Origin of the sequence: Azonexus sp. (genome assembly GCF_030824335.1) — a bacterium.
In the GTDB taxonomy this organism is placed as follows: Bacteria; Pseudomonadota; Gammaproteobacteria; order Burkholderiales; family Rhodocyclaceae; genus Azonexus.
The window spans coordinates 1-22,663 of record NZ_JAVBXX010000043.1 but is presented as its reverse complement, the minus strand read 5'-3'; the positions used below and the strand labels follow the sequence as shown (position 1 = coordinate 22,663).

Sequence of the window (22,663 nt, the reverse complement as noted above, 5' to 3'; positions counted from 1 at the left end):
AAATTATCGGGATTTGCTGGGTCGACTCAGCCTGGCAGCCTGTTTTCAGCTTGCAAAAAGGCAGGCAGGGCCGGTGCTGGCAAGGCGTCGCAAGCGCTATCCGCTTGCCGTGCGCCTGCCTGCTGATGGATAGGCACAACGCCGGCCCAGACGGGCAGGGCGAGATCGTCGGCGTCGTCCTCGACGCCCCAGTTGCGAATCTTGGCGACGGCTTCATCGAGGGCCAGGCGTAACACACGCGTGCCGGCCAGTTCGGCAGCATTGGGCGGGCGAACCTGGGTCGAACGACCGGGACTGACGTGGTTGACGAACGCAGCGAGGATGCTTTTCTTCTCTTTCGGGTCGTCGACCGCAGAAAAGCGCCCATAAACCACCACGGAGCGAAAATTCATCGAGTGGTGAAAGGCTGAACGGGCCAGTACGAGGCCGTCGACATGGGCGATGCAGACGGCGCATTCGCTGTCGAGCAGGGTTTGCGTCAGCCGGGAATTGTTGGCGCCGTGTACGTATAGTGCGTTGCCGACACGCCAGCAGGCGGTGGGTAGACAATGCACGCTGCCGCCTTCGTTGAAGGCGATCTGGCAGATCAGGGCGCTGTCGATGATGCCGTGAATGCTCGCGGCATCGTAATGGCCGCGCTGCGGCTTGCGATGAATTTGAGTGCGTGGGCTGGGGGCGCTGGTGTTCATGTTTTCTCCTGGAAAGTACGGCCAGCATAAAGGCGATATGGCACTATTCATGGAGCCAGTTTGATCACGAAATATGGAGCCAGATGTCGCTCGATCTCATCCTCGCCGACCTGCTTTTGCCCTTGCCGACAGGCGAAGCACGCCAGCAACAACTGTCGTGCCTGCTCAAGACGGCGATCCTGTCGGGGCGTCTGCCGGCCGGTATGCGTTTGCCGGGGTCTCGGCAACTGGCCGGCGATTTCCGGATGGCACGTAACGGGGTGCTCTATGCCTACCAGCAACTGATTGCCGAAGGCTTTCTGACGGCAGATCGCGGCGGGACAAGGGTGGCCAGCCTGCCGCTAGCGGCGAGCAAGGCGCTGCCGGCGTTTCCCGAGCACGGTGTTTTGTCGCGTCGGGCCGGGCAACTGGGTGCCGCGCATATTGGCGAAGCCTTGTTGCCGTTTGCGCCCGGCGTCGCCGATCTGAATGCTTTTCCGTGGCAGGCCTGGGCGCGTTGCCTGCAAGCTGCCTGGCGCATGGTCAGCGCCCGTCATCTGGCTTATGCGCCAACGGGTGGCGAACCGGCCCTGCGCCGTTCGGTAGCGTCATTTCTGGCCGCCCGGCGCGGTGTCAATTGCACGCCGGAACAGGTCTTTATCGTGCCCGGCGGGCAAGTGGCGCTGGATGCCTGCGCCCGCTTGCTGGCCGATCCCGGCGATCTCGTCTGGCTGGAGCAGCCGTGCTACCAGACCGCACGCAACGCCATGCTGGCCGCCGGCTTGCGCGTCCAGCATGTTGCCGTCGACCACGACGGCATGGCACCCGCTCCGGCGCTCTGGCAAAGCTGTCCGCCCCGGCTGATCTATCTGACGCCAGCGCATCAATATCCGACGGGTAGCGTGCTGAGTCTGGCACGCCGGCTGGATTTCCTGAATCGCCTGTCGCCCGGCGAGCACTGGCTGATCGAGGATGATTACGACAGCGAGTTCAACCATGCCAGAGCGGGCAGCCGGCCGTTGCCGGCGATGCAGGGACTGCACCCGGATGCGCCGGTGATTTATACCGGGACGTTCAGCAAACTGCTCTATCCCGGATTGCGCATCGCTTATCTGGTGGTGCCGCGCTGGGCCGTGCCGGCCTTTGGCGAGGCGCTGGCCAGCTTGTATCGCGGCGGCCAGGCCGTTGAACAACGGGCGCTGGCGCAGTTTCTCGATAGCGGCCGCCTGACCCGGCACGTGCGCGAGATGGCCGGGGTTTATCGCACCCGGCAACAGGTCTTGCGCGAGGCGCTGCACAGCCATTTCGGCCCGGCAGTAAAAATCACCGGCGGCCAGGCGGGCCTGCATTTGACGTTGTATTTGCCGGATGCGCCGCCGGATGAACACATTGTCGAGGCCGCTGCCGGGCAGGGCATCGCCGTGCGTGCCTTGAGCCGGTATTTTCCCGATGGCGGCGGTGACAACGGGCTGGTGCTCGGCTACGGCATGGCAGACGCAGCGCACATCCCGGCGCTGGTCGAGCGACTGGCCCGCGCGGTACGCGGGATTTAGCGGCTGCTGCCCTTCCAGCTTGCCGCGCAGTTTTGCTTGAAGTACTGCAGGGCTCTATCCATGTGGCTGTCCGGCATCTGTGGGTCGTTGTCGGCCAGATGGGTTTCCGCATCAGGTTGCAAATCTTCGGTCCACAGCGCCTTGAGGTCTTCGCGTTGCTCGAACGGGGCATGCTCGTCGATGAAGGCCAGCACGGCCTTGCTGTCGAAGCCCTGGCGGCGGAAGGTGGCGATGATGCTTTTGGCGTCTTTGAGCAGGGCGCTGGCCTTGGCCGGATGGCCGGTGGCCACGCACAGGAAGATCGTCGCCAGTACGGCAGGGTCATCGGCATCGCCTTTGGTGATGCGCACCCATTCCTTGGCAACCAGCTTGTCGTAGGCGACTACGTCGTCTTCCGGCGTGTCGCGGACGAAATAGGCGCCCTGGGCTTCGCCATGCAGGATTTCGTCGGCCGATTTGTCTTTTGCCTTGAGGCGCGGCAAGGCCTGCTCGACGAAGGTCTGCATGGCTTGCCGGGTCATGCTGGCAAAGGCTTCGGGCGCATCGCGCAGAAAGCTGTCGAGTACGGCGGCTTGTGGCTTGAAGGATTTTTTGCGCAGCGTTTCGACCAGTTTGACGAACTGGGTCTTCGACGGCAATTCCTGGGCTTTAACATCGGCATGGAGGACCAGCATGGCCGAGCGGATTACTTCCGGTGCGCTGTAGTCATCGTAGTCGTTTGGCTTGGCATTCAAACGGCGGGCCAGCCAGTGGGCAAAATCGATCTGCAACTGGTTGGCCTGGCATTCCGCGACTTGCGCCCGGTAGCTGCCCAGCGACAGCGGAAAAGCGAAACTGCGTTCGTTGACGAACAGTTTTTGCCCTGCCGGGTCGGCGCTGCGGGTATGCAGGCTGGTCTCGCCGGGCATGGCGTGCAGGCGCTTGAGCATTTCGGAACCGCCGCGCGAATGCGAGAGCAGGGTGTTGTCACGCAGCGACATGGCGGCGACACGCAAATCGCCGTTCGAGAAATCTTCCAGATACAGGCTGATCAGGTTGACCAGGCGCGTCACAGCGGTTTCCAGATCGGTCCGCAAGTAGGCCGTGCCGAAATGATCGGCGATCTGCACAATCCCTTTGGGCGCATCGGCTTCCATCTGGCGGATTTTTTCCGGCGTCAGAATGCCCTGGGCAAGCCCGTAGCGGAGCGCCTTCTCGAAAAAAGGGCGATCATCGACGATGGCAACGGCATTGTTCACTTGATGCATCCCCTTAAAGTGCCGATTCCTCGTCGCCGCTCGCCGCGGTGCCTGCGCTGGTGCCAGATTTTGCCGGTTTGCCCGCTTGCACTTCCGTATCTTCCAGCGCTTCCATGCGCTGCAACAGGCGGTCGCGCAGCGTGATGACGACTTGTTCGAAAATATCCGGCAGTTCGTAGCGCAGCACCCAGGCGGTTTCCGCCCAGTCACGGTCGGAAATTTCCGAGCGCGATACCTTGGGGCGGGAGCTGGTGATCGAATTGCCTTCGTGCAGCGCCTCGTCGATTTCGTCGATCTTTTCGTTCAGCCAGGAGATCGATTTGGACTCATGCCAGCCGTCGCTGCGATGATCTTCCGAAAAGACGCCGGTCATGGCGAAATCCAGCAGTTCGTCGTCGCGCTCGGCAAAATAATTGGTCAGCACTTCGTAGCCACCCTCGATTTCGCCAATGGCTTCGAGGTACTCGGCAGTCATGTCTTCGTCGCGGTAGAGCACGGCGTTCATCATGCCGTGCAGCGCGGCGTGCGTTTCGTCGCGGTAACGCGTTTCCAGCACCACGGCGCGGGCGAACTGTTCCGGCGTGACCAGCATGTTGACCACGGACTGACGGGAGCCATCGAAACCGCGCATCACGGCGAGCAGATCCTTCGGCGCAACGTGATCGAGCACTTCGACCAGGGCCTGGTCGCCATCGGTGTCGGCAATCGTCGCCAATGCCGTTTCGGCGCCCTGGATATCACCGGCGAGGATGAGTTGTGAGGTTTTGAGTACGACGGGATGGGTCATGTAATACCTTGTTCAATCAATCGGGAGTGAATGCGGATTCGGGCGCAAAGTCAGGATTTCAGCGAGTCGAAGCCTTGCTGGCCCAGCCAGTCGTCGCCGGCTTCTGCCAGATCGAGTTCGCCCTCATCGTCGTCACCGTCTTCCTTGTCGCTGTCTTCGTCACGATCTTCGCCGCCGGATGTCTGGGCTGCGCTATCGAACTGGCGCAAATATTCCAGGCAGGCCGCCGTCACCATGAAAGCCTCGCCGGCACTTTCGGCCAGCACGCTTTCGACATACGGTTTGGCCCAGTCCTGCAGCGTGACCAGTGCGGAAAAGCTTTCCCAATCAGGGAAGTCGCCATCGTCCGGTTCGCTTTGTACGATGGCTGCCAAGGCTTTCGGATTGGGGAAGGAAAAGCCGTCGTAGAACACCGGCACAACCATTTCCGGGGCGAATTCCATCATCGGCAGGATGGCGTCCAGTTCCTGGCGTTTTTCCTTCAGCCGGGCTTTCAGTGCCGCCTTGCCTTCCGAGTCGGTCAGCAGGTCTTGAATCTCGGCATCGTAGGAGGCGGCGAGTTCGGCGAAATAATAAGATTTGTTCATTGTTGGATCCTTGCTAAATAGTCGGACCAGATTTCCCGGGCCTGGGCTTGCGGATCGTCGATCAGACTGCTGCGCCGGGTTTCATCGTAGGCCTTGCGGCGATCGGTGTCGGCCAGCACTTCGTAGGCTTCCTGGACTTCCCGGAACTTGGCGGCGGCATCGGCTGCCGGGTTGCGGTCGGGGTGATACTGGGCGGCTTTCTTGCGATAGGCGGACTTGATGATGTCCGCTGCGGCATCCGGCGATACGCCCAGCAATCCGTAATAATCTTTCATGGCGCCTTTGTCAGTGGTCAGGTACGCGGTAGCAAAGCGGAATTATCGCTTAACAATCGGGCGACAGGGAGAGGCAGCATGGCAAATAGCCCGATTAATAGCTGACAAATTCAGTCGAGTATTTTAGAATTCACCCCCTTTCAATAGGGAGATTTCCCCCATGTTCCGGCACTTGCGTGAGGATATCCGAGCAGTTTTTGATCGTGATCCGGCGGCTCGTTCGTTCTGGGAGGTGCTCACCTGTTATCCGGGCATTCATGCGCTGATCCTGCATCGCATCGCGCATTGGTTGTGGGGGCACCGGCTGCGCTGGCTGGCCCGTTTCACCGCCCATGTTTCCCGTTTTCTGACCGGTATCGAGATTCATCCCGGCGCCACCATCGGCCGGCGGTTTTTCATCGACCACGGCATGGGTGTGGTGATCGGCGAGACGGCCGAAATCCATGACGACGTGACGCTGTACCACGGGGTGACGCTGGGCGGTACGTCGTGGAACAAGGGCAAACGCCATCCGACGCTGGAAAACGGCGTGGTGATCGGTGCCGGTGCCAAGGTGCTCGGTCCCATCGTCATCGCGGCGGGGGCCAAGGTCGGCTCGAATGCCGTGGTGACCAAGGCATTGCCGGCCGGGGCGACCGCGGTCGGCAATCCGGCCCGTGTGCTGGATCCGCAGAGCCGCGAACGCGAAGTGCAGGCTGAGAAGCTGGGCTTTTCCGCCTATGCCGTCGGCCGCGATCAGGACGATCCGCTGGCCAAGGCAATTCATGGCCTGCTCGACCATGCAGCGGAAACCGACCGTCGCCTGGCATCCTTGCTCAAGGAGCTGGAAGCACAGGGCGTCAAGTGCGATCAGGAAGTGCAACCGGCCGACGATTTCGATGCGAAATATCTGAGCAAAATAGTTGACTGATTTTGTCTGGTTTGCGTATAGTTGACCGCAATACTAGGTTATTTGATCGGGAGACCGAAATGCGTTTGACTACCAAAGGACGTTTTGCCGTAACGGCCATGATGGATCTTGCCCTGCGTGGCGATGATGGTCCCGTGGCCCTGGCGGGCGTTGCCGAGCGACAGAGTATTTCCCTGTCCTATCTTGAGCAGTTGTTCGGCAAACTGCGCCGCTACAAGCTCGTCGATTCGGTGCGTGGCCCGGGGGGCGGTTACTGTATTGCCAAGCCGCTAGCTCAACTGACGGTGGCCGATATCATCCGCGCCGTCGATGAGCAGCTCGATGCCACGCAATGCGGTGGCCAGGAAAATTGTCAGGATGAACACCGCTGCATGACCCATGAACTGTGGTCTACGCTGAACGCCAAAATGTTCGATTACCTGGCATCGGTCACGCTGGCCGAGCTGGTGGACCGAGAAAAGGCCAAAGCGGTGACGCGAGGCGAGTCGATTGTCGAGGTCAAGCGACCGCTCGGCCCGCATCCGCGCCGCGCTGTTCGCGAAAAGATTGCTGCAGTCGCCTGAGACGCATGATGGTTCAGCCGCTTTTTCAACCGGTCTATCTCGACCATAACGCCACCACACCGCTCGATCCTGCGGTGCTGGCGGCCATGCTGCCCTGGCTGAACAGCCTGTGCGGCAATGCGTCGAGCCGCCACGAATATGGGCGGCGGGCAAGGCTAGCATTGGACGAAGCGCGGCAGAAAGTGGCGGCAGCGCTCGGCGCGCACCCGACCGAGGTGTTGTTCACCAGCGGCGGCAGCGAGGCCAACAACCTGTTCATCAAGGGCGCGGCAGCCAGTCTGAAACCGGGACTGCTTGCGCACAGCGCCATCGAACATCCCTGTGTGCTCAAACCGGCAGCGCAATTGGCGCGGCAGGGCTGGGCAGTGCGGGAAATTGCGGTCGACGCCGCCGGGCAGGTAAAAACCGCTGAGTACGCCGAACTGCTGCGGGAAAAACCGAAATTGCTGTCCGTCATGCTGGCCAACAACGAAACCGGTGTGGTGCAGGATATCGCCGCGCTGGCGGCTGCAGCACGGACTAGCGGCGCCTGGTTCCACAGCGATGTGGTGCAGGCTTTCGGCAAGTTGCCGGTGGATTTTCGGGTGTTGAACGCGGCCGGTGTGCATGCGCTGACGGTTTCGGCGCACAAGATCAACGGGCCGAAGGGCGCGGCAGCGCTGGTGCTCGACAAGCGCATTGAATTGCAGCCGCAGATTGCCGGTGGCGGCCATGAGCGTGGTTTGCGTTCGGGTACGGAAAATGTGCCGGCCATCGTCGGATTCGGTGTGGCTGCGGAACTTGCGGCGCAACGCGTTGCCGAACTTCCGCAGCGTATGCAAATGTTGAAAAACCGCCTGGAAAGCGGGTTGACCGCACTTGGTGCACGGATTTTTGCGGTCGACGCCCTTCGTTTGCCTAATACCAGCTATTTCGCCTTTCCCGATATCGACGGTGAAACGCTGGTCGGCAAGCTGGACCGCGAAGGTTTTGCCGTGGCCAGCGGGGCCGCTTGTTCCAGTGCCAACCCGGAGCCATCGCATGTGTTGCGGGCAATGGGCGTGGCGCCGGAAATTGCCCGCGGTGCAGTACGCGTCAGTTTGGGCGCGAGCAATATGGAACATGAGATCGATCAATTCATCAACGCCCTGCAGATTACAGTCGGACGCCTGCAGGGACTGACGGCCGTAGTTGCCCATTAGGTCGACCAAGCCCGTTTGAACAACCCGACTTTAGCGAGAATGACGATGAAACTCCCCATCTACCTGGACTACTCGGCAACTACTCCGGTCGACCCACGGGTCGCCGAAAAAATGATTCCGTACCTGTGCGAGCATTTCGGCAATCCGGCTTCGCGTTCGCACAGCTTCGGCTGGGTGGCCGATGCGGCCGTCGAGGAAGCCCGCGAGCAGGTAGCGGCACTGGTCAATGCCGATCCGAAGGAAATCGTCTGGACCTCCGGGGCGACCGAATCCAACAATCTCGCCATCAAGGGCGCCGCCAATTTCTACGCCGGCACCAAGGGCAAGCACATCATCACCGTGAAGACCGAGCACAAAGCCGTGCTCGATACGGTGCGCGAAATGGAGCGCCAGGGTTTTGAGGCGACTTATCTCGACGTCAAGGAAGACGGCCTGCTCGATCTGGAAGTGTTCAAGGCGGCGATCCGCCCGGATACCGTGCTGGCTTCGGTGATGTATGTCAATAACGAAGTCGGCGTCATTCAGCCGATTGCCGAACTGGGCGAAATCTGCCGCGAGAAGGGCGTGATCTTCCACGTCGATGCCGCGCAAGCGACCGGCAAGGTCGAGATCGACCTGAGCAAGCTGAAGGTCGACCTGATGAGCTTCTGCGCCCACAAGACCTACGGTCCGAAAGGTATCGGCGCGCTGTATGTGCGGCGCAAACCGCGTATTCGTCTGGAAGCCCAGATGCACGGTGGCGGTCATGAGCGGGGTTTCCGTTCCGGTACCTTGCCGACGCATCAGATCGTCGGCATGGGCGAATGCTTCCGCCTGGCCAAAGAAGAAATGGCTGCAGAAAACCTCCGTGTCGGCAAACTGCGCGACAAGCTGTTGAAGGGCCTGCAGGATATCGAGGCGACCTTCGTCAATGGCGACCTGACGCAGCGCGTGGCACACAACCTGAATATCAGTTTTGCCTACGTCGAAGGCGAGTCGATGATCATGGCGATCAAGGATCTGGCGGTTTCGTCCGGCTCCGCCTGTACCTCGGCCAGCCTGGAACCGTCCTACGTGCTGCGCGCGTTGGGCCGTGACGACGAACTGGCGCACAGCTCGATTCGTTTCAGTATCGGTCGATTCACGACAGAAGAAGAAATTGACTATGCAATCAAGTTGTTGCATGAGAAAGTTGGCAAATTACGTGACCTTTCGCCGCTGTGGGAAATGTACAAGGACGGCATCGATCTGAGTACGGTGCAGTGGGCTGCTCACTAAGCAAGAAACTGCCATCGGCTAACCCTGAATTATTGGAGAATTAACATGAGCTATAGCGTAAAAGTCATTGATCACTATGAGAATCCACGTAACGTCGGTTCCTTCGGCAAGGAAGATGACGGCGTCGGTACCGGCATGGTTGGTGCGCCGGCCTGCGGCGACGTGATGAAGTTGCAGATCAAGGTCAACAAGGCCGGCGTCATCGAAGATGCCAAGTTCAAGACCTACGGTTGCGGCTCGGCCATCGCCTCGTCGTCGCTGGTCACCGAATGGGTCAAGGGCAAGACGGTCGATCAGGCCTTGTCCATCAAAAACACCGAAATCGCCGAAGAACTGGCGCTGCCGCCGGTTAAAATTCACTGTTCGATTCTGGCCGAGGATGCCATCAAGGCAGCCGTGGCGGATTACAAGAAAAAGCACGGAGAATAAGCATGGGTGTGACCTTGAGCGACTCGGCGGCCAAGCATGTCGCCAACTTCCTGACCAAGCGCGGTAAAGGCATCGGCCTGCGCCTCGGCGTACGGACTTCCGGCTGTTCCGGCATGGCCTACAAGCTGGAATTCGTTGACGAGGTGAATGAGGACGATGTGGTCTTCGAGAGTGCCGGTGTCAAGGTCATCGTCGACGCCAAGAGCATGCCTTATCTCGAAGGCATGGAGCTGGACTTTGCCCGTGAAGGTTTGAACGAAGGTTTCAAGTTCAACAACCCGAACGTCAAGGACCAGTGCGGTTGCGGCGAGTCGTTTAACGTCTGATGGAACTGAGCGCCGATTTCTTCGCGCTGTTCGAACTGCCGCGGGCTTTCCGGCTGAACCTGTCCGAGCTCGACTCGCGTTATCGCGACGTGCAGGCGCAGGTGCATCCGGATCGTTTTGCCAATGGCACTGACGCCGAGCGGCGTTTGTCCATGCAATGGGCGACGCGCGCCAACGAGGCTTATCTGACGCTGAAAAAGCCGCTGGAACGGGCGAAATATCTGCTCGAACTGGCCGGTCACGACCTGCAAGCGGAAAGCAATACCGCGATGCCGGCCGATTTCCTGATGGAACAGATGGAATGGCGCGAAGCGGTGATGGATGCCCGGAAGGGCGGCGATCATCATGAACTCGAACATCTGCACAACCGTCTGCGCAGTGACATCAATAGCCGTTACGACGATGTGGGCGAGATGCTCGATGTGGCGAAAGATTATGCCGCCGCGACGGATCGCGTGCGCCGGCTGATGTTCCTGGAAAAACTCTTGTACGAAATCGACGACGCGCTGGCGTCGCTGGAAGACTAAAAATGGCCTTGTTTCAAATCGCCGAACCGGGCGAATCCGCAGCTCCGCACGAACATAAACTCGCCATCGGCATCGATCTCGGCACGACCAATTCGCTGGTCGCCACGGTGCGCAGCGGTATTGCGATCTGCCTGAGCGACGAGCAGGGCCGTCCGCTGCTGCCCTCGGTGGTGCATTACCACGCCGATGGTTCGACCGAGGTCGGCCACGATGCGCAGAAGAATCAGGCGGTCGACCCGAAAAACACCATTGTTTCCGTCAAGCGCTTCATGGGGCGTGGCCAGAAGGATATCGCCCACGTCGAATCGATGCCTTACGACTTCATCGAAGCGCCGGGCATGGTCAAGCTGAAGACGCAGGCCGGCATCAAGAGCCCGGTCGAAGTCTCGGCAGAAATTCTCAAGACGCTGAAGCTCAGAGCCGAAGCGGCGCTGGGTGGCGAACTGGTCGGGGCGGTGATCACCGTGCCGGCTTATTTCGACGATGCACAACGTCAGGCGACCAAGGATGCAGCACGTCTGGCTGGCCTGAACGTGTTGCGCCTGTTGAACGAACCGACTGCAGCGGCCATCGCCTATGGGCTGGATAACGCGGCAGAAGGCGTTTATGCGGTCTACGACCTGGGTGGCGGTACTTTCGATATTTCCATCCTGAAGCTGACCAAGGGTGTCTTCGAAGTGATGTCCACCGGCGGCGATTCCGCGCTGGGCGGCGACGATTTCGATCACCGGATTTTCTGCTGGGTCATCGAGCAGGGCAAATTGCAGCCGTTGTCGCCCCAAGATGCGCGTCTGCTGATGATGCGCTGCCGCGAGGCCAAGGAATATCTGAGCAAGAACCCGGAAGCGCCGATCACCGTGCGCCTGTCTTCCGGCGAGATGGTCGATCTGAAACTTGACGTGGCGACGTTTGCCGATATCACCCAGACGTTGATTTCAAAAACCCTGCAGCCGGTCAAGAAAGCCTTGCGTGACGCAGGCCTGCGCGCCGACGACATCAAGGGCGTGGTGATGGTCGGCGGCGCGACACGCATGCCGCAGATACAGAAGGCGGTCGGCGACTTTTTCCGCCAGGAACCGCTGACCAATCTCGATCCGGACAAGGTCGTCGCGCTCGGCGCTGCGACGCAAGCCAATCTGCTGGCCGGCAACAAGACCGGCAAGGACGACTGGCTGCTGCTCGACGTGATTCCGCTGTCGCTCGGCCTGGAAACGATGGGCGGTTTGACCGAGAAGGTGATTCCGCGCAATTCGACCATTCCGACCGCGCGCGCCCAGGAATTCACCACCTTCAAGGACGGCCAGACGGCGATGGCCATCCACGTCGTGCAGGGCGAACGCGAAATGATCGCCGACTGCCGTTCGCTGGCCCGCTTCGAACTGCGCGGCATTCCTCCGATGGTGGCCGGCGCTGCCCGCATCCGCGTGACTTTCCAGGTCGATGCCGATGGCCTGCTGTCCGTCGCGGCGCGCGAGCAGACGACCGGGGTTGAATCGAGCATTACCGTCAAGCCATCCTATGGTCTATCCGACGATGAAATCGCCGGCATGCTCAAGGATTCGATGGCACACGCCAAGGACGACGCGATGGCACGGGCGCTGAAGGAAGCGCAGGTCGAGGCCGAGCGCATGATCGAGGCCACTGAAGCTGCGCTGGCCGAAGATGCCCATCTGCTCAGCGCCGCCGAATTCGCCAAAATTACCGCAACGATTGCCAAGCTGCGTGAAACGGCAGCTGGCGACAACCGTCGCCTGATCAATATCGAGATGGACGATCTGGGCTTCGAAACCCAGGAGTTTGCCCACCGCCGCATGGATCAAAGCATCAAGAAAGTGCTGTCCGGCCGCAAGGTCGACGACATCAAAATGGGAGAAGACGCATGACACAGTTGATCGTGTTGCCGCATGTGGAGTTGTGTCCGGACGGCGCCGTGATTGAGGCGGAAGAAGGCAAGTCCATTTGCGAAAACCTGCTGGCCAACGAAATCGAACTTGACCACGCCTGCGAAATGTCCTGCGCCTGCACGACATGCCACGTTATCGTGCGCGAGGGCTTTGCTTCGCTGGAAGCCGCCGAGGATATTGAGGAAGACCTTCTGGACAAGGCCTGGGGTCTGGAACCGAACTCCCGCCTGGGCTGTCAGGCCATTGTGCGGTCGACGCCGCTGGTCGTCGAAATTCCCAAGTACAGCATCAACATGGCGAAGGAGGGACATCGCAAATGAAATGGACCGACATCAACGACATCGCTATCGAACTGAGCGATGCGTATCCCGATCAAGACCCGCTGAAAATCAATTTCGTCGATCTGCGCGCCTGGGTCCTGGCCTTGCCTGATTTCGCCGATGATCCGAACCGCTGCGGCGAGAAAATTCTCGAAGCCATCCAGCAAGCCTGGATCGACGAGGTCGCCTGATCAGCGCCGGCATCACCTGCAGTGACTGCCAGGCCTGCTGTTGCCAACTGGAAGTCATTTTGATGGGGGACGACGACGTCCCCCAGCGCTACACCCGTGAAGATGCCTGGGGTGGCGAAGTGATGCGCCGGCTCGACGATGGCTGGTGCGTGGCACTGGACCGGCAGACCATGCGCTGCACCATTTACGAACGCCGCCCCGGTGTTTGCCGGGAATACGCGATGGGCGAGGGCGACTGCCTTGAGGAGCGCGCCCTGTTTTTTGCCGGGAAAAATGCCATTCCGGCGTCAACTCAAGCCAAATCAAAGCACGAATTTTACTGATGACCTACGAAGAACACCTGGACGAAGTCACCACGCTGATCACCGAAAATTACGATGTGACCGATGCGGCAGCGATCAAGATGGTGATGCAGGCGCAGGCCGACGATTTTTTCACCGGCCATGATGACGATCCGGCGATCTGCACGCTGGATCGGGCGCATCAGGACGCCAAGGCCGTGTTCAAGAAATACAAGTAAGCCATGCGCTCAACCCGTGCTACCGCCGCCGTCGCCCGGCTCAACCAGCGTAGCGAAGGGCGACACTACCTGATGGTGATGACCGGTAACGGCCTGTTCCAGTTGCGTGAACGGATCGATGGCAATGACCGTGATGTGTCGCCAGCACTGCCGCTCGACGATTTTGTTGCGCAGGTTAATGCCACCGGGCCGCAGCCGGTGCGGCGGATGAGTAAAAACGACGAGGCCTTCGCCCGCCAACTGGCCCGCCGGAAAAACCCGGAAAACAATGACTGAGGACGTGCTGCCCAGGCTGGGGCTGTTCCTGCGCGATCTCGGGCAGGCCCTGCATGTCAGCGGTGCGCCGGCGCATGAACTGGAGCGCCGGCTGAAGGAAATCGGCGGGCGCCTCGGCGTGCAGGTGGAAGGATTTGCCGTATTGACCTTCCTTGCCTTGACCCTGGTCGATGCCAGCGGCAAGCGGCGGGTCGAAATGCTGCGTTTACCGGCTTACGACTACAACATGGCCCGCCTGATCGAACTCGAAACGCTGTGCCGGGAAATCGATGGCAGCGAACGGCTGGACGACTACGAACGCCGTCTGGCAAGCCTGATGGCGCTGCCGGCGCCGTGGTCGGGGATGGCCTTTATCGGCATGGGTTTTCTGCTGTCCGCGTCGGTAGCCTTGTTGCTGCGCGGCGGCTGGATGGAAATGCTCTGCGGCGGCCTGATCGGCATGGGCTTTGTTGCTGGCGTACTCGGTTGCGCCCGCATTCCCCGGCTCGGCCCTGCGGTGCCGGTCATCCTGTGCACGCTGGCCGCGATGCTGGCGCAGGCACTGGCCTGGTTTTTCCCGCAGCAAAGTCCTTTCGTCTCGGCGGTGGCCGGCGTGGTCTTCCTGCTGCCCGGTTTCATGTTGACTGTCGCCATGTCCGAACTGGCGACACAAAACTACCTCGCCGGCAGCGGCCGGCTGATCGGTGCATTTCTGCAGTTGTTCCTGATGGGCGCAGGATTGGCCATCGGCACCAAGATCGGCCAGACGCTTTATCCCGTTGAAACGCTGGGCGTCGTCACCAGCCTGCCGGCCTGGGTGATCTGGCCGGCAGTGGCAGTGCTCGGCGTCTCGTTGCTGGCCGTGCTGCAGGCGCCGTGGTCGGCGGTGCTGGTGTCGGCCGGCGGCTGTTTGCTGGCCTGGGCCGTCTATTCCGTGGTTGGCACCAGCATGGGCAATGTCGTCGGAGCGTTCTGCGCCGCCTTCGCCGTCGCTGCCGCCGGGCACCTCTACCAGTTCGTCAGCAGCCGGCCATCGGTGCTGGTGCAGATTCCCGGCTTGATCACGCTGGTGCCCGGCAGCATGGGATTTCGCGGCCTGCACGCGCTGATGGCGCAGGACAGCGTCACCGGCATCGCGCTGATCACCGAAATGCTGCTGACCGGTGCCGTGCTGGCAGTCGGCCTGTTGCTGGCCGACAACCTGATGCCGTTGATTTTCCAGCGCAAGTTGCCGGTAGCGGAAACTGCCGGCGTTTAGCGCACGAGCATCATTGATGCAGCAGATCCCCGAAAACCGTGTATTCCCCGGCCTTGCGATCCGGGCCGGGCGCGTCGTAAAGCACCAGCCAGCTTGGTGTGGTGGGCGCGGCGAGTTCTGGCGGCAGGGCGCAAAATGCCTCGGCGCGATTGGTGCCGTGCCCGTGGGGCAGGGAGAGCAGCTCGGTCAGGGTGGATTCGAAACGTACCGGCTCCTGGTTGGCCGCCAGCAGGGATTTTGCATTCGGCCATTTGAAGACGCGGATATCGCCATCGAGCACCATCGTCGGCCCGGCCAGGATATGCAGGTCATCACCGGAAAAATGCAGGTCGCGAATGCCAAGGCCTGCCAGATTCAGGAAATGCTTGCGGATCAGGCAGCCGCTATCGTCGAGTGGCGCCAGCCGCAATTGCTCGCCCTTGGTTTCGAGCGCAATTTCCAGTAGCGCCGACCAACCGCGCAATACCGGGCCGCGCAATCCGAGCAGCAAGCGCTTTCCGTCTACCACCAGCCCCTCGATATCGAAGCCATTATCTTTGCCGGGAATGGCCAGATAAGGGCCGAGATGCGGATCATCCGCCAAGGCCTGGGTGAGCAGATTGGACTCGGCATCGCCTTTCAAGCGACGCGCCCGACGGCCATCTTTTGCCTCCCGAACCAGACAGGGTTTGCCGTCCTCACCCAGTTCAATCGGCAAGCAGGCCAACAGGCGACGGTTGGCATCGAGCGTTACCTTGGCCAGCCGCTTGGCGTTATCGGCATGGTCCCGGCCGTCCTTCGCATTCTTGCGTTTGAGTCCATGCGAGCCCACCACCCAAAGATAGCCGTCAGCCACCGCCATGCCCTCCAGGTCGGCCTCGTCATCCGCCGCGCCGGGTAGATCCAGCAGTGCCGACAGCGGAAAGCTCAGCCCATCGCCGAAGCGCAGTTGTTCGGTGCCTGACGGCTCAAGGCGATGCAGACGGTCAATACCGCAGGCCTCATCACCGGCAACCCACAAAAAATCACCGGAAAATGCGGCGCCGGACAGGTTGGCATGAACCAATGCGCCCGCAGAGAATTCAAGACGAATGGCATTGGGGATACGTTTTTTGGGCATGTGATCTTTTGGTTGTGAAGGGGGTTATTGGAGCGCATTCAGGCCGCCCTCTATTGTGCCTGGCCCAGTGGCCACTGGCAGGGCTTGAAAAAACGCCTTTCGCCAAAATATAAGACTCTTCTAATGCTTTTTCTTTGCCAGAGGTCTGACATGAGTAGCCTGCATTTAGTTTGTCCCCATTGTCACGCGGTCAATCGTGTTCCCGCGCCGCGGCTTGCTGAACAGCCGGTCTGTGGGCAGTGCAAGCAGGCACTGCTGACGGGCTTACCGCTCGAACTGACGGTCGACCGCTTCGAACGGCACATTTCACGCAATGAGATTCCGGTGCTGGTCGACTTCTGGGCGCCCTGGTGCGGCCCCTGCAAGACGATGGCGCCGGCGTTTGCCCAGGCTGCTGCGGCGCTGCCGCAGGTGCGTTTTGCCAAGGTCGATACCCAGGCGCAACCCAGCTTGGCGCAGCGTTTCAACATCCGCAGCATTCCGACGCTCGCGCTCTTCGTCGGTGGAAAGGAAGTGGCGCGGCAGGCCGGGGCGATGGATGCCGGCAGTATCCAGCGCTGGCTGATGCAAGCACTTCCGCGTTGAGCGGCTGGCTGCATTCAGCACCGGCGTGCAAGCACTTCCGCGTTGAGCGGCTGGCTGCATTCAGCACCGGCGTGCAAGCTCAGTCGAACAGGTTGAGCAGCGCGTCCAGCCCGCCGAAATTGATCGCCACGTCGGCTTTGGCGCGGGTCGCCGGCTTGGCGTGGAAAGCCACCGACAGCCCGGCTTCGGCCATCATCATCAAGTCGTTGGCCCCATCGCCGACAGCGATGACCTGATCCCGGCGCAAGCCCAGTTCGTCGCGCAGACGGGCCAGGTGATGCGCCTTGGCGGCGGCATCGACGATATCGCCAACCACCCGGCCAGTCAGCTTGCCGCCGGAAATTTCCAGTTCGTTCGAGGTGGCAAAGTCGAAACCCAGCTCGATGCGCAGGCGTTCGGTGAAGTAAGTAAAACCGCCGGACAGGATAGCCGTGCGCAAGCCGGCGTTCTGCGCCGCTTCGAGCAGTTCGCGGGCGCCGGGCGAGAGCAACAAGCGTTCGCCATAGACGCGCGCCAACACGCGTGCATCCAGCCCGGCCATCAGCGCCAGCCGGCGGCGCAGGCTTTCGCGATAATCGATCTCGCCGCGCATCGCCGCTTCAGTCACTTCCGATACCTCGGCTTTCTTGCCGGCGAAATCGGCCAGTTCGTCGATGCACTCGATGGTGATCAGTGTCGAATCCATGTCGAAACAGATCAGGCCGAAGTCGGACAGCTGTTTATTGCGGTCGACGAAGGCCCAATCGAGTTTTTCCGCTTCGATCAACGGAATCAGCGCGTCGAATTCGGCAGTGCGCTGCGCGTCGGGCAGGCGAACCACCTGCGGCGGCAAGGGTTCTGCGGTCGACGCGCCGGTGGCGGCAATAATCTTTTCAAGCAGGAAAGTGGGCAGCGCGCCGCCCTGGAGGATGAGATTCATGGATGGGGATTGGAGAGTCATCTTTTCACGAGTTTTGCGTGAGTCTTGGATGGTTTCTGTCGGCAGTCCAGAATGGCGACAACCGTGATGAAATCAACATCCATCTGATAATAAACAGCGTAGGGAAAGCGTTTGGACAGTGTGCGGTGGAAGCGCCCACTGCTTGCCAACAATATTGCGGATTCTTTGCTTCGCTTCTTCCAGCGTGGATAGCGGTTCTTCGTCCCGGTCCAGCGGTCTCCTTGTGCTTTCGCATTTTCATACGGTCGATAAGGGAGCGAAAGGATTGTGCTAGGTGTCACGGGCCTCAAGCTGTCGCCAATGGATCGCTACCTGCCGATGCATGAAGCTTGATCTTCAGTGCCTTGATGACCTTCAGAATTGTCGAGAACTCTGGATTGCCAGCCGGCGATAGCGCCTTGTAGAGACCTTCGCGCGTGATTCCTGTTGCCTTGGCCAGTTGGGACATGCCTTGAGCGCGAGCGATATCGTTGAGCGCAGCACGCACGACGCTACCATCGCCGGGGTCTTCCTCAAGGCAAGCATCCAGATACATGGCCATGTCCGCATCAGACTGTAGGTGATCGACGGGATCCCAACGGGTAAATTGTTCGCTCATGGTTTCCATTCCTTCGCAATCTCGATGGCCCGCTTGATGTCAGCATCCTGAGTGCTTTTGTTTCCACCAGCGAGCAGAACCACGATGATGGGTCCGTTTTGCATGTAGTACAGCCGATAACCTGGGCCGTAATCGATGCGGATTTCACTGACACCGTCTCTGACAGCCTTGGTATCACCAAAGTTACCGGTTTCTGCTACACGGCGGATTCTCGCGTTGATCCGCATGATGGCAGCGCGATCCTTCAGTTTGCCCAGCCACCGCGAGAACGTCGCACTTTGAATGATTTCAAGCATGAGCAAATGTAGTCCATGGATTACATTTTGGCAACTCGATTGCTTGGGGGGGCGCGCTGCGGCGCGCCTTACTTTCTTTTGCTTCGCCCGCTCCCTTGCGCTACTCGGAACGCCGGGCGGCTGGCTAAACTCGCCTGCGGCTCAGACACCGCCAGCCGACTACCTCCGGCCTTCCTGCGTTGCTCAGCGCTTCGCATGGGGACCCGAAAAGCGTCCGGGGTTGGCGGCTGTCGCTGGGAATGAAAAATGGGGGATTTTTGCGGTCGACCGTGGAATTCGGTGATTTTTACCGTGATCAATCTTGGGAGAGGTGATCGTTCGGGATGGTTTTGCATGCCGTGGAAAATGACCCTGGTCCCTTTGTTTTTTGACATGAAAATTTCAGTGGCGTATGCTTTTGTGCTTTCTGGGGGCGTTTGTCGGGAAATGTCCCTGGCTCCTTTGGTCGGAAAAAGGGCGAAAGCGCCATGGCGTGGATCGACAGGACTCGCCCGCAAGTCGACGAGCTAAACGCCAAGAATAAGGAAGCGGCGTAATTGCCACCAAATGGGAATTGCGGATCGATCATTTGTAGAGCTTGAACATGGCAAATAGCAAAAAGACAATTCAAATCGGCGCAATTGCGCTGATGGCGGCGCTTCTCGCTTCCTGCGGGAATAAGGGCGAAGAAGATGCGAAAATCCTCAGCGAAAAGGTCAGCGCCCTGGAAGCGGAAAAGGCCGAGCTCGCGGCGAAGGTGCAGGAGTTGGAACAGACCGAACCGAATCTATTACAGCGCTGCAAGGAAATCGCCGCCAAGACGGCGGACGGCGCCAGCAGGGAACGCTCCGCCGATGTCGAGGAGGCGTTGAAGGTCTGCTCGGGATTCGTCGCCAAATTCCCGAATTCGCCCCAAGCCGAAGAAGTGAAGGCGATAGTCGCGCAAAAGAAGCGGCTTCAAAATGTATTCAGCGCGCTGGACGATATCCAGAAGAAGGCCGCCGACGGCGAATACGCCGCCGCAAAGCGAATTGCCGAATCGCTGCGCGGGGAAATCGATGACGGATTTGTCGACAGGATGCTCGAACAAATCGAGAAGGCAAAGAATGCTCCGACGCCGATTGGATACGGGGAGCTTCACAAATTGGTTTCGACGGGCATGCAGGTCGGAAAGCAATACGCCGTCGAAGCCTATTTGATGCCGGATGGCCGCTATCTCTGCGTCGCCTACGCTCAATCCTGCTTGGGTCCCGACACGATGATCCGGATCGAGGAAAACCTGAATCACGAAAAATCCCGCCAGCTATATGACCAGCGAGGAAAAAGCTCTTGCTTCTTGGTTAGTATGGAATACGGCGGCAATTTGATGATCGACGATTTCAATCCGTCGAAATGCAATTAGCCCGGAAATTTCACCACCCCTTACCTTACCGAAAAGGTACCAGGCTCATTTTTCCTCCTTGCTAAGCGGGAAACCGTATCTTGCTCCATCGCTGCGCGCCAGCGACGACAAGCCGCCGGGTTTCTTGCAATGGGTCTGAGCGCGATGGAAACACTGCATTCCCGCTCAGTGGCTCGACGGGTAGCTGACAAGCCCTTCGATACGCCCACTATCTGGGCTGCTCAGGGCGAACGGCTTCATGGTCCGGAGTAGATTTCGCCCATACTCGCCAAGGTGACAACAAAAAAGCCTGATTTTTACGGTCGACCGTAAAAATCAGGCTTTTTTGTTGTCAATCCAGCCGGCCCTTTAATACTGTTTCGGCGCCTTGCCTGCTTCGTCGATCGGTAAAAGGTGCCAGGTTCATTTTTCCGTTTTTTCACGCCAAGCCCTTTGTCATTGTTTCAAAAAAACTGTTTGGCGAAATTGGCGATAGCCAAACCCATCAAGGCGGCAACCATTAAGCGTGTGAGCCGCATTTCCCCTATAAGCTCGGCCTTGGTCTCGCGCATGTCAGCACGGATAGCTGCAGTATCGGCCTTAGTGGCGAACGTCGCATCCATGGCTTCGGCAAGGGTTTCCTTCTGGATTTCCACCATCGTTATCGCCAGTTCGCGCGATGCACCCGCTTTTCTAGCCGATCCACGAATTTCAACGTATCGAAGCTAATTGCACTCATTGTTCGTCGATCCATTTGGGATTGCTCGCGGAAGCGTAGCAGAAAACCACTTGCAGATGAGGTGGCGGCGCTATTGCACACCCGGACAACGCCAGCGTACTGGCCAGGCACCGGCAACCGACCAGCACGCCACGCAGCCTCAGTTCCGGTGATCCAGCCAGTAGGCCAGTCCTTGTGCGTTGAGTTCGAGGTCGGTTGCCAGCACCTCGAGAATTTCTGCTTCCGGCAAGACGCAACCGTGCGCCCGCAGGTCGGCGAGGAGGGCGTCGGTAATGCCCTGTTTGATTGCCGCGTGTCGTCCCGCGCCGGCATCGGCATGGGCCTCGGCAATCGCCACATGCGTATCGAGACGGCGGCGCAAGGCAGCGGCCTGCGCGGGTACGTCGTGCAGTTGCGCATAGTGGGTCAGGTACATCGCGGTGGGATCGAAGCTCATCAGGCGGTCGATTGAGGCATGCATTTCAGCGGGGTCGAACTGCGTCGGCGAGGTCGTCGGCAGAATGAACTGGCGGCCATCGACATCGAACTCGCGGTACGACAGACCGAACATGTCGCCGGTGAAAATGCTGCCGCTCTTGCGGTCGACCACGCAAATATGGTGTTTTGCATGTCCCGGCGTGTCGATGCACAGCAATTCGCGCTCACCGAGCGGCAAGGTCAGTCCTTCGTGCGCGTCGATGATCCGTTGCGCCGGAATCGGCAGGATTTCGCCATACACCTGATCGACGTAGTCCTGACCATAAACGGCGGTGACGCCGGCCACCAGTTTCGACGGTTCAGCCATGTGGCGCGAACCGCGTGGATGGACGACCAGTTTCGCCTGCGGAAATTCGCGCATCAGCGTGCCGGCGCCACCGGCATGGTCGAGATGGATGTGGGTCAGGATGATGTAATCGACGGCATCGCGCTCCAGGCCCAGTTTTTCCAGCGCCGCCAGCGCGTTGGGCAGCGAATCGTTGCTGCCGGTATCGATAAAGGCGACCCGCCCTGAATCGACGATCAAATGAATCGCCGCCAGAATCGGCCGCACATAGCCTGCGTCAAAGGCGTAAATCCCGTTACCATAATCGCGCCAGTCGAACATGCTTTCTCCTCGTTGCTGTTTATTAGTAAATTTAGCGGCCCGATTATACTGGCGGGCTTCCTGAATTTCTGCGAGCACCGCGCCATGACCCACTTTCTGGCCGACGACGGCGAAAAGATCCACGTTCAAGTTTCCGGCGAAGGTTCGCCATTGATCCTGCTGCATGGCTGGACCGCCAACCATCAGGAATGGACGCCATTTCTCGCGGCGCTCAACGCCCGGCATCGGGTCTACCGTTGGGATGCCCGCGGCCACGGTGGCCACAAACTGGCTCACCCCGGTTCTGCCACCGTCGACCGAATGGCCCGCGACCTGAAAAACCTGATCGACCACTACGACATCGCCCATGCAACGGCGGTCGGCCATTCGATGGGCGCGTTGACGCTGTGGCAATACCTGCGCGACCACGGCACGCATGGCCTGGGCAAGCTGTGCCTGATCGATCAATCGCCCAGGCTGCTGACGGGCGACGACTGGGAACATGGGATTTACGGCGATTTCGGCGTCGACCGCAATCGTCAGCTGATGACCTGGCTGCGCGAGGATTTTGCCGAAGGCGTCCTGAAACTGACGGCGCTCGGCCTCAACCCGCGCGCCCGGCAAAAATACGAGGAAAACGCCAGCGGCTGGGAACGCTCACGCCAGGCCCTGCGCGCCCAGAATCCGGAACCGCTGATTCACTGCTGGCAAAGCCTGACCGCCGCCGACTATCGCGACGTATTGGCACGGATTCCATTGCCAACCTTGCTTGTCTACGGCGGCCAGAGCAATTTTTACCGCAGCGAAACCGCGCGCTATGTCGCCGACAACATCCCCAATGCCATCCTCAACATCTACGAAGGCACCGACCACTCGCCGCACCAGTGGCAACGCGAACGCTTTGTTCGCGAATTGCTGGAATTCATCGATGGTGGGAGTCGTGGTCCGGTGATTTAGTTGAAGAAATCAAAAAAGCCGGATTTGCGCCGGCAACGGAATATCGTTTCGTAGGCCTTTGCCGCGATGCGGTCGTCGGTCAGGCATTCGAAAGCCCGAATGAATTCGGCTGGCGCTCCCTTGGCGCGCATGTCGGCAATCAGTGAGACAAGGATGCATTGGCGCTGCTGATCCGGCAGCGTGAGGATTTTTTCCAGACGGGCATAAACCGCCTCATCCTCGCAGGCGACGCGGATCATCGTGATGAAACTGTCGATGTCGGCGAGGCTGTTGGGTT

At 59.8% G+C, this 22,663-nt stretch carries 30 protein-coding genes; 18 read left to right on the top strand and 12 right to left on the bottom strand.

The window, feature by feature from the left end:
• Nucleotides 1–26: 26 nt before the first annotated feature.
• Complete coding sequence (locus RCI20_RS17050; protein WP_306607678.1) at nucleotides 27–689, bottom strand: pyridoxamine 5'-phosphate oxidase family protein; 663 nt, start codon at nucleotides 687–689, stop codon at nucleotides 27–29.
• Nucleotides 690–772: 83 nt separating this feature from the next.
• Here RCI20_RS17050 and RCI20_RS17045 point away from each other — a divergent pair, with 83 nt between their 5' ends.
• Nucleotides 773–2,221, top strand: a complete 1,449-nt coding sequence (locus RCI20_RS17045; protein WP_306607676.1) for a PLP-dependent aminotransferase family protein — start codon at nucleotides 773–775, stop codon at nucleotides 2,219–2,221.
• On the opposite strand, the gene RCI20_RS17040 is transcribed toward RCI20_RS17045, so the two are convergent.
• The 4 genes from RCI20_RS17040 to RCI20_RS17025 are packed head-to-tail and all read right to left on the bottom strand — an operon-like array spanning nucleotide 2,218 to nucleotide 5,108.
• Nucleotides 2,218–3,459 carry a hypothetical protein gene (locus tag RCI20_RS17040; protein ID WP_306607674.1) on the bottom strand — a complete coding sequence of 414 codons (1,242 nt, stop codon included), beginning with the start codon at nucleotides 3,457–3,459 and terminating at the stop codon, nucleotides 2,218–2,220. The genes RCI20_RS17045 and RCI20_RS17040 overlap by 4 nt on opposite strands.
• Before the next feature lie 13 nt (nucleotides 3,460–3,472).
• Nucleotides 3,473–4,246: a hypothetical protein gene (locus RCI20_RS17035; RefSeq protein ID WP_306607672.1), complete on the bottom strand. Its 774-nt coding sequence runs from the start codon at nucleotides 4,244–4,246 to the stop codon at nucleotides 3,473–3,475.
• 50 nt (nucleotides 4,247–4,296) lie between these two features.
• Nucleotides 4,297–4,833, bottom strand: a complete 537-nt coding sequence (locus RCI20_RS17030) for a hypothetical protein (RefSeq protein WP_306607670.1) — start codon at nucleotides 4,831–4,833, stop codon at nucleotides 4,297–4,299.
• The gene (locus RCI20_RS17025) at nucleotides 4,830–5,108 is read right to left on the bottom strand and encodes a DnaJ domain-containing protein (protein WP_306607668.1); all 279 of its coding nucleotides are present in this window, start codon (nucleotides 5,106–5,108) and stop codon (nucleotides 4,830–4,832) included. Before RCI20_RS17025 ends, RCI20_RS17030 begins: the two co-directional genes overlap by 4 nt.
• A 160-nt stretch (nucleotides 5,109–5,268) precedes the next feature.
• Here RCI20_RS17025 and cysE point away from each other — a divergent pair, with 160 nt between their 5' ends.
• Genes cysE through RCI20_RS16955 form a run of 14 tightly spaced genes read left to right on the top strand, consistent with a single transcriptional unit; the run spans nucleotide 5,269 to nucleotide 14,749 of the window.
• Nucleotides 5,269–6,018: a serine O-acetyltransferase gene (gene cysE / locus RCI20_RS17020; protein ID WP_306607665.1), complete on the top strand. Its 750-nt coding sequence runs from the start codon at nucleotides 5,269–5,271 to the stop codon at nucleotides 6,016–6,018.
• 59 nt (nucleotides 6,019–6,077) lie between these two features.
• Nucleotides 6,078–6,581: an Rrf2 family transcriptional regulator gene (locus RCI20_RS17015; RefSeq protein WP_306607663.1), complete on the top strand. Its 504-nt coding sequence runs from the start codon at nucleotides 6,078–6,080 to the stop codon at nucleotides 6,579–6,581.
• Between the two features lie 5 nt (nucleotides 6,582–6,586).
• A complete protein-coding gene (locus RCI20_RS17010) occupies nucleotides 6,587–7,762 on the top strand; it encodes a cysteine desulfurase family protein (protein WP_306607661.1) in 1,176 nt (391 codons plus the stop codon).
• 45 nt (nucleotides 7,763–7,807) lie between these two features.
• Nucleotides 7,808–9,019: an IscS subfamily cysteine desulfurase gene (locus RCI20_RS17005; protein WP_306607659.1), complete on the top strand. Its 1,212-nt coding sequence runs from the start codon at nucleotides 7,808–7,810 to the stop codon at nucleotides 9,017–9,019.
• 45 nt (nucleotides 9,020–9,064) lie between these two features.
• Complete coding sequence (iscU, locus tag RCI20_RS17000) at nucleotides 9,065–9,448, top strand: Fe-S cluster assembly scaffold IscU (RefSeq protein ID WP_066879609.1); 384 nt, start codon at nucleotides 9,065–9,067, stop codon at nucleotides 9,446–9,448.
• A 2-nt stretch (nucleotides 9,449–9,450) separates the two neighbouring features.
• Complete coding sequence (gene iscA, locus RCI20_RS16995) at nucleotides 9,451–9,774, top strand: iron-sulfur cluster assembly protein IscA (RefSeq protein ID WP_306607656.1); 324 nt, start codon at nucleotides 9,451–9,453, stop codon at nucleotides 9,772–9,774.
• Nucleotides 9,774–10,301, top strand: coding sequence for a Fe-S protein assembly co-chaperone HscB (hscB, locus tag RCI20_RS16990; protein WP_306607653.1), 528 nt, complete (start codon nucleotides 9,774–9,776; stop codon nucleotides 10,299–10,301). The genes iscA and hscB overlap by 1 nt, the downstream gene beginning before the upstream one ends.
• Before the next feature lie 2 nt (nucleotides 10,302–10,303).
• Nucleotides 10,304–12,184 carry a Fe-S protein assembly chaperone HscA gene (hscA, locus tag RCI20_RS16985; protein WP_306607652.1) on the top strand — a complete coding sequence of 627 codons (1,881 nt, stop codon included), beginning with the start codon at nucleotides 10,304–10,306 and terminating at the stop codon, nucleotides 12,182–12,184.
• The gene (fdx, locus tag RCI20_RS16980) at nucleotides 12,181–12,525 is read left to right on the top strand and encodes an ISC system 2Fe-2S type ferredoxin (protein WP_306607650.1); all 345 of its coding nucleotides are present in this window, start codon (nucleotides 12,181–12,183) and stop codon (nucleotides 12,523–12,525) included. The genes hscA and fdx overlap by 4 nt, the downstream gene beginning before the upstream one ends.
• Nucleotides 12,522–12,716 (top strand): Fe-S cluster assembly protein IscX, encoded by a 195-nt coding sequence (gene iscX / locus RCI20_RS16975; protein WP_306607648.1) that lies wholly within the window; start codon nucleotides 12,522–12,524, stop codon nucleotides 12,714–12,716. The genes fdx and iscX overlap by 4 nt, the downstream gene beginning before the upstream one ends.
• Nucleotides 12,659–13,039, top strand: a complete 381-nt coding sequence (locus RCI20_RS16970; RefSeq protein ID WP_306607761.1) for a YkgJ family cysteine cluster protein — start codon at nucleotides 12,659–12,661, stop codon at nucleotides 13,037–13,039. The genes iscX and RCI20_RS16970 overlap by 58 nt, the downstream gene beginning before the upstream one ends.
• A complete protein-coding gene (locus RCI20_RS16965) occupies nucleotides 13,039–13,236 on the top strand; it encodes a hypothetical protein (RefSeq protein WP_306607646.1) in 198 nt (65 codons plus the stop codon). The genes RCI20_RS16970 and RCI20_RS16965 overlap by 1 nt, the downstream gene beginning before the upstream one ends.
• 3 nt (nucleotides 13,237–13,239) lie before the next feature.
• Nucleotides 13,240–13,512 (top strand): hypothetical protein, encoded by a 273-nt coding sequence (locus RCI20_RS16960; RefSeq protein WP_306607644.1) that lies wholly within the window; start codon nucleotides 13,240–13,242, stop codon nucleotides 13,510–13,512.
• Entirely contained in the window at nucleotides 13,505–14,749 is a 1,245-nt protein-coding gene (locus RCI20_RS16955) for a threonine/serine exporter ThrE family protein (RefSeq protein ID WP_306607642.1), read from the top strand. The genes RCI20_RS16960 and RCI20_RS16955 overlap by 8 nt, the downstream gene beginning before the upstream one ends.
• Nucleotides 14,750–14,759: 10 nt before the next feature.
• Here the strand turns inward: RCI20_RS16955 and RCI20_RS16950 are convergent, their stop codons facing one another.
• On the bottom strand, nucleotides 14,760–15,848 hold the full coding sequence (locus RCI20_RS16950) for a DUF3616 domain-containing protein (protein WP_306607638.1): 1,089 nt from the start codon (nucleotides 15,846–15,848) through the stop codon (nucleotides 14,760–14,762).
• 150 nt (nucleotides 15,849–15,998) lie between these two features.
• On the opposite strand from RCI20_RS16950, the gene trxC reads away from it, so the two are divergent.
• Nucleotides 15,999–16,433 (top strand): thioredoxin TrxC, encoded by a 435-nt coding sequence (gene trxC, locus RCI20_RS16945; protein WP_306607636.1) that lies wholly within the window; start codon nucleotides 15,999–16,001, stop codon nucleotides 16,431–16,433.
• 79 nt (nucleotides 16,434–16,512) lie between these two features.
• On the opposite strand, the gene serB is transcribed toward trxC, so the two are convergent.
• The 3 genes from serB to RCI20_RS16930 form a co-directional block, all read right to left on the bottom strand.
• Complete coding sequence (gene serB / locus RCI20_RS16940; RefSeq protein WP_306607634.1) at nucleotides 16,513–17,352, bottom strand: phosphoserine phosphatase SerB; 840 nt, start codon at nucleotides 17,350–17,352, stop codon at nucleotides 16,513–16,515.
• A 307-nt stretch (nucleotides 17,353–17,659) separates the two neighbouring features.
• Nucleotides 17,660–17,971 carry an addiction module antidote protein gene (locus tag RCI20_RS16935; RefSeq protein ID WP_306607631.1) on the bottom strand — a complete coding sequence of 104 codons (312 nt, stop codon included), beginning with the start codon at nucleotides 17,969–17,971 and terminating at the stop codon, nucleotides 17,660–17,662.
• Nucleotides 17,968–18,267 carry a type II toxin-antitoxin system RelE/ParE family toxin gene (locus RCI20_RS16930; protein WP_306607626.1) on the bottom strand — a complete coding sequence of 100 codons (300 nt, stop codon included), beginning with the start codon at nucleotides 18,265–18,267 and terminating at the stop codon, nucleotides 17,968–17,970. The genes RCI20_RS16935 and RCI20_RS16930 overlap by 4 nt, the downstream gene beginning before the upstream one ends.
• A gap of 583 nt (nucleotides 18,268–18,850) precedes the next feature.
• Here RCI20_RS16930 and RCI20_RS16925 point away from each other — a divergent pair.
• A complete protein-coding gene (locus RCI20_RS16925; protein ID WP_306607622.1) occupies nucleotides 18,851–19,648 on the top strand; it encodes a hypothetical protein in 798 nt (265 codons plus the stop codon).
• Nucleotides 19,649–20,091: 443 nt separating this feature from the next.
• On the opposite strand, the gene RCI20_RS16920 is transcribed toward RCI20_RS16925, so the two are convergent.
• Together RCI20_RS16920 and RCI20_RS16915 are read right to left on the bottom strand one after the other, a co-directional pair.
• Nucleotides 20,092–20,286, bottom strand: coding sequence for a hypothetical protein (locus RCI20_RS16920; RefSeq protein WP_306607619.1), 195 nt, complete (start codon nucleotides 20,284–20,286; stop codon nucleotides 20,092–20,094).
• Nucleotides 20,287–20,505: 219 nt separating this feature from the next.
• Nucleotides 20,506–21,450, bottom strand: a complete 945-nt coding sequence (locus RCI20_RS16915) for an MBL fold metallo-hydrolase (protein ID WP_306607617.1) — start codon at nucleotides 21,448–21,450, stop codon at nucleotides 20,506–20,508.
• 84 nt (nucleotides 21,451–21,534) lie between these two features.
• On the opposite strand from RCI20_RS16915, the gene RCI20_RS16910 reads away from it, so the two are divergent.
• Nucleotides 21,535–22,386: an alpha/beta fold hydrolase gene (locus RCI20_RS16910; protein WP_306607614.1), complete on the top strand. Its 852-nt coding sequence runs from the start codon at nucleotides 21,535–21,537 to the stop codon at nucleotides 22,384–22,386.
• Here RCI20_RS16910 and RCI20_RS16905 read toward each other — a convergent pair.
• The coding region (locus RCI20_RS16905; RefSeq protein WP_306607612.1) for a hypothetical protein at nucleotides 22,383–22,663 on the bottom strand (281 nt) is incomplete at its 5' end. The two genes, RCI20_RS16910 and RCI20_RS16905, sit on opposite strands and share 4 nt — an antisense overlap.